The following is a 5132-nucleotide window of genomic DNA, read 5'->3' as shown; positions in this document are numbered from 1 at the left end:
TCCGAATTGGAAATATAGGCCGATACGGATGCCGTCTGGGCATCCACCGGCACCCAGTAGCCTTTATCCAACGCCTTGTTATACTCGCCGTGGCCGGAATAGTAGATCAATACATTGTCTTCCTCCTTCACATTCTCCACCAGCCACATCATGGCATTGATGATATTTTCGCGGGTGGCCTCCTCATCAAAAAGGGTACGCATGTGCTGAAAACCATAGCGCTCCTTTAACAATTTCTCCACCCCCTGGGCATCCCGTACCGCATTGTTCAGGTTTTTCCAGTGGCCTTTATAATTATCTATTCCTATGACCAGCGCATAACAGGTGCGCGATTTGATGGGTGCCGCTTTGGCGATATTCAATCCTTCCAGCGGATTGCCACCACGCAGAAGTGTCTCCTCTTCTGCCGTCTCCCCCGTCTTTACGAAGGCATACCCGCCATCTATCTCCTTATAGGTATAGATATATCTCCCCACCTTCATGGTGGCACTTTTCAAGGTGAACTTTCCATCACGCAGGTCAAACGAGAGATCATGCAATTCACGCATACCAAAGTTATCCTTGAACGACTGCGCCACATCGATAGGTGCCTGTACCTGTAACACACCGCCTCCGCTCACATTCATCATGAACAACTCCTTGTCTGCATCATATTTGGATAGACTGGCGTTTTCCAGACTCAGGAATCTGGCGGCATAATAGTCAATGGCCTCACGTTTGTGTTTATCCATGACCTGTTGCATTTGCGCGGGCGCAATGCGGGCTTCGTAATCCTCACTCCTTTCAAATTCGCCCCGTTTCCTCCAGCTGTTCACTTTCCGGTTCACGTAGTACTCCACCGCTTTTTCCGGTGAGCCCTGATATTTGTAAATAAGAGCGGAGCAACGTACAGGCTTGGAATCATAGTTATAGGGTGTGCAGGTATAACCGGTCAAGGCAAATCCACCATCTGCGGTAGTGATTAGCTGGCTCACATGCTCGTTCAATTCGCCACCTGAGATCATCTCCCAGTTTGCTGCAATCATTTTGGTATTTCCGGTGAGATTAAAGGACGCATACCCATTAAGAACAATATCATCGCTATTGGTTTCCCTTCGGTTACTTGTACCTGAGACCACCATGCCATCCGATCCGACAGCCATGCTGTTACCCTCATCATTCAACACTTGCCCGGCACCAAAATCCCATAGCCGTTTACCGGCCATATCTGTTTGAAGAAGCCAACGATCGCCCTGACCACCCCCCATGGATTCCGTAGTTCCCAGCGCCAGCAATTTTCCATCAAACACAACGATATCCTGAATGGCGTCGTCTTTCTCACCACCATATACCTGATCCCAAAGGATCTTCCCATTGTCGTCCAACGACACCATACGTCCCATATGGGATGTATAGGTATCGGTATTCATCGGCCTGAAATAGCCGCCTATCACATAATCTGTTTTTGTTTTGACGATCGCGTTGATATAGGTCCTGAAATGTCCATCGATTTCCTTCTCCCATAATTTATTCCCTGAATTATCAGCTTTCAACACATAACCATGTATGGTGCTTGATGCCTGCACCATCGTGTATCCGCCAAGCACAATGCTTCCATCTTCATTAACAACCAGGCAACTGGCTTCATCATCGAACTTTCCTCCGAATGTTTTTTCCATCAACACCTCCCCAATGGCGTCTATGCGAACCAACCACATATCGCTGGCACCCGCGCCGGCTGATGTGGTATATCCGGCGATCAGAAAAGTATTCCCATCAACCACTATTTTATGACCTGCCTCTTTACCTGCATATCCGATCTTCTTTGTCCAGATCACATTTCCGCGGATGTCGGTGCGAACGAGCAGCATGTCGGACGACTTATTGTCTTCATTGAAAGTCTGCCCAACGGCAAGAAATCCACCATCAGGTGATTCAACCATGCTGTACAGTCTGTCGGATTCACTCAACGCGACAGAGGCACTCCACTCAAGTGCAGGTTGGGCCTGGCCGGTTATGGCTGCCAAAAGAATACTGGTGATGATCAGCTTAATACGCATAGGGTAAAAATAAGAATTCCCCGTTGCGTTCTATAGCCGTCTCCTATTTTGTTTACTGATAATGAACCCTATCACTTCACCACCTGCCGGGTGATCACGAAGTCATCCGAGGAAAGCTGAACAAGGTAGACTCCCTTGGGCAGTTCCTGCATGTCCACTACGTGCGTCTGCGCACCTTCATTCGCCAACCGATTGAAAGAACGCAAGACCTTACCGTCAATGGAAAGCAGGGTTAACGTGATGGTTGTGGGATGCGCCAGAGCATAGCTCACATTCAGGTTGTCTCCCGTGATTGGATTTGGAAATATTTGTACACTGACCTTCCCCTCCTGAGCCACCTCAAGTCCGGTCACTGTTTTATTCAACGTCCATACAACGCTATCCAGATGGCTGTTTGGATGACTGTCGCTGCGGGTCAGAATGGTGGTATCCAGGGTATACACCTTCAAAGTATGGTTACCAAGACTTAGACCCGAAGGATCCAATGCAAGACTATCCTGGCTTGCCACGAGCACCGACCCACTGGTTGTCCAGCTGAACGAAGAAACATTGTTACTGACCGTTGCACTGCCATCCAGGATCCAGCGTGATGCCATGGTGTTGGGAGCAGGTTGGACGTAACCGATGGAAAAGTCAATCGCTTGATTACTTACAGAAACGGAAGTATTCATGGGATCATGTTCATTGAGGGGATCAACCAATGAATGTATTTTTTCAACAATCGTTTCTGCGCATACACTACAGAACGGCTTACCCAGAACTTCCATCTTGCATTGTCCGGTACGCGGCTTTTTCCACGAGGCATCACCGGTATGCGAATAGATCCCGACGCCATTCACATTCATCCAGTTCTTCCATTTTACAAGGGTCGGACTGGTTTCCTTTGTCATATTCGGTTTCTCTTTCGCATACTGTGCACCCGCCCAATATTCATCTGCCAGGCTGGCGAATGAGTGCCCTCCTTCATGTAATCCGATCTCTCCGCTGCTGCCATGCGTACTGAAGGTGGCATACGTCCCGCCGGCGCCACCATACTCCGTGGAATTGGCGATCATGAACACCTGATCGTAACCCGGAAAATTGTTGGCCAGAACCGTGGCCACCTTTGAGTTGTTTGGCGATAACAGGCGATGAATGCCTCCGATATCAAATGAACACCCATAGAAATTATTCGGATTGGATGCCGGCAAACTGGAGCAATCCGAAGCTGTCCGGGGATGCTTGATTCCGGATTCCGGAGAAGGGACCTTGATTGTAAATACGTTAAAGTACTGTTTGTATTCCTTGAATGGCGATTGGGAAAACAAAAACCCATTCATGAAATCGGCAGCATCGTTGCTGTATTTACCCAACTCAGCGGAGGTATATCCATCACCAAGAATGACGATGTTGATGTATTGATTGATATCGCCATTGTACTGCAAAGTATCCACATCATAGGTTTGTGCGCGAAGGGTGGAGCACAGGCCCGAAAGGGTCAGGATCAGAGCGTATATCTTTTTCATAATAACCGGTGTTTATGTTTTTTATACTAAAGAGGTATTGAGATAAGGTCTTTCGCACCTGAGGTTTCCAGTGTTTCCCTGACCGTCACCCTGTTCTCGCCTCCTGTCAATTGAAACCGTACGGAGAAGTCAGCCTTTTCCAGCGATATTTCCTTCATCCGCATCTGGTGATCTTCACCTACATACTCCACTTGTTTTTTCAATGGATGCATCAGTCTGACCGAGTCAATGGCTTCATCCTTACGGTACAGGATACAGGTAAGGTAGTTTGCACCATCCGTATCTTCATTGGTATTTGATTTGACACGACCTGCGGCATATATCTTCTCATTTACTGTAACGTGGCTTTCACCCGTAATGGAATCCCGGTACATTGTCATGATCACAAAAACCATCGAGCTGTCGCCGTATGGATCAGACTCCGGGACCGGTTGCAACTGCGTAGATGTACTGATCTCCTTTTTGGGCTTACACCCCGACATCAGTCCTCCAACAATCATTGTTGATATGACAATTCTGTAAAACATGCTGATCCCCTCACCACGATTGTGGATGTTAAAAGTAGGCAACTATAAAGGAATGGGAAAGTAAAAATCCGTCAATTCGTCGGGCGGTTGCTCAAACCAGCTGGTATGGAAATCCGTGATTTCCCACCGCAGAAATATTCTGAAAGAAAGCTGTAGGGGTCTGATGGGTAAGCTTAAGAAATTCCTTGCGGAAATGGGCCGTATCAAAAAAGTGATGCTGATAACAGATGTCGGTGCAGTTTAAGTTTTTTGACTGGCGCGATTCAAGGTCGATGGCATTCCGAAAACGAACGATGCGTTTGAACAAAACAGGACTGCAACCGACAAAATCGTTGAACTTCCTTAACAGGCTGCGGCTGCTCATTCCACAACGATCAGGCAATTCTGAAATATGGACGGCTGGATCTTCCACGATCAACTCAACCGCCTTCTCAATGCCTGGCGGGGAAATAGGCTTGAAACGGTCCAATAAAAACTGCTCTGTAAACGCCATCCGCTCTTCGAATCCATGAAAGGCAAACAACCGACTGGCAAATGTCTGCCATCCGGGATTCGAATACAATTGGAAATTTAGCGGCGCTAATGCTTTATATGGTGTATCAAAAAAGCAACTGATACCTGTCGCATTGAAATTGACCCCGAAATGATCCACGTAACCCTCGTAATTTATCAGGACCGGCGTTGCATATTTTCCATAAATAACAACGGCATATGTATCCCTGTTGCCGGTATTCTCCAACGGCTTAACGGTGATGGATGCACGGTCACAGGACAAATACGCATTCTTAAGAAACTCCACTGTGGCACCTAGCTGCGGATAAGCATAAAATCGAACGGGGGAATGGTCCTCAAACATGTTGAAGCCCACGACATGCTTTCTCAGCAAAGCATTTTCCGGTTGTACATCTCTTACCATAAATCCCGCATTCAGACAAAATAGGGCCTGCGAAACCAATCGCAGTTTGCACTGAAAAGCCTACCACTCATTCCTGTCCTTTGTATTCAGGAAGATTAAATATAGCGAATTACCCTTTTGATTACAAGTCTGTTCATGAAGTGGT

Annotated in this window: 4 protein-coding genes; all 4 read right to left on the bottom strand. The window is 47.3% G+C overall.

Features of this window, described 5'->3' with window-relative positions; translation table 11 throughout:
- On the bottom strand, positions 1–2039 hold a 2039-nt coding region (locus KDD36_14655), incomplete at its 3' end, for a caspase family protein (GenBank protein ID MCB0397890.1).
- 71 nt (positions 2040–2110) lie between these two features.
- On the bottom strand, positions 2111–3544 hold the full coding sequence (locus KDD36_14650) for a T9SS type A sorting domain-containing protein (GenBank protein MCB0397889.1): 1434 nt from the start codon (positions 3542–3544) through the stop codon (positions 2111–2113).
- 26 nt (positions 3545–3570) lie between these two features.
- Positions 3571–4071: a hypothetical protein gene (locus KDD36_14645; GenBank protein MCB0397888.1), complete on the bottom strand. Its 501-nt coding sequence runs from the start codon at positions 4069–4071 to the stop codon at positions 3571–3573.
- A 91-nt stretch (positions 4072–4162) separates the two neighbouring features.
- Entirely contained in the window at positions 4163–4987 is an 825-nt protein-coding gene (locus KDD36_14640; GenBank protein MCB0397887.1) for an AraC family transcriptional regulator, read from the bottom strand.
- Between the last annotated feature and the right edge of the window lie 145 nt (positions 4988–5132).

It is taken from the genome of Flavobacteriales bacterium (assembly GCA_020435415.1).
Taxonomy (GTDB): Bacteria; Bacteroidota; Bacteroidia; order JACJYZ01; family JACJYZ01; genus JACJYZ01.
Note: the sequence above shows the minus strand (reverse complement) of the source record. Positions and strands in the feature narration are given on the sequence as shown.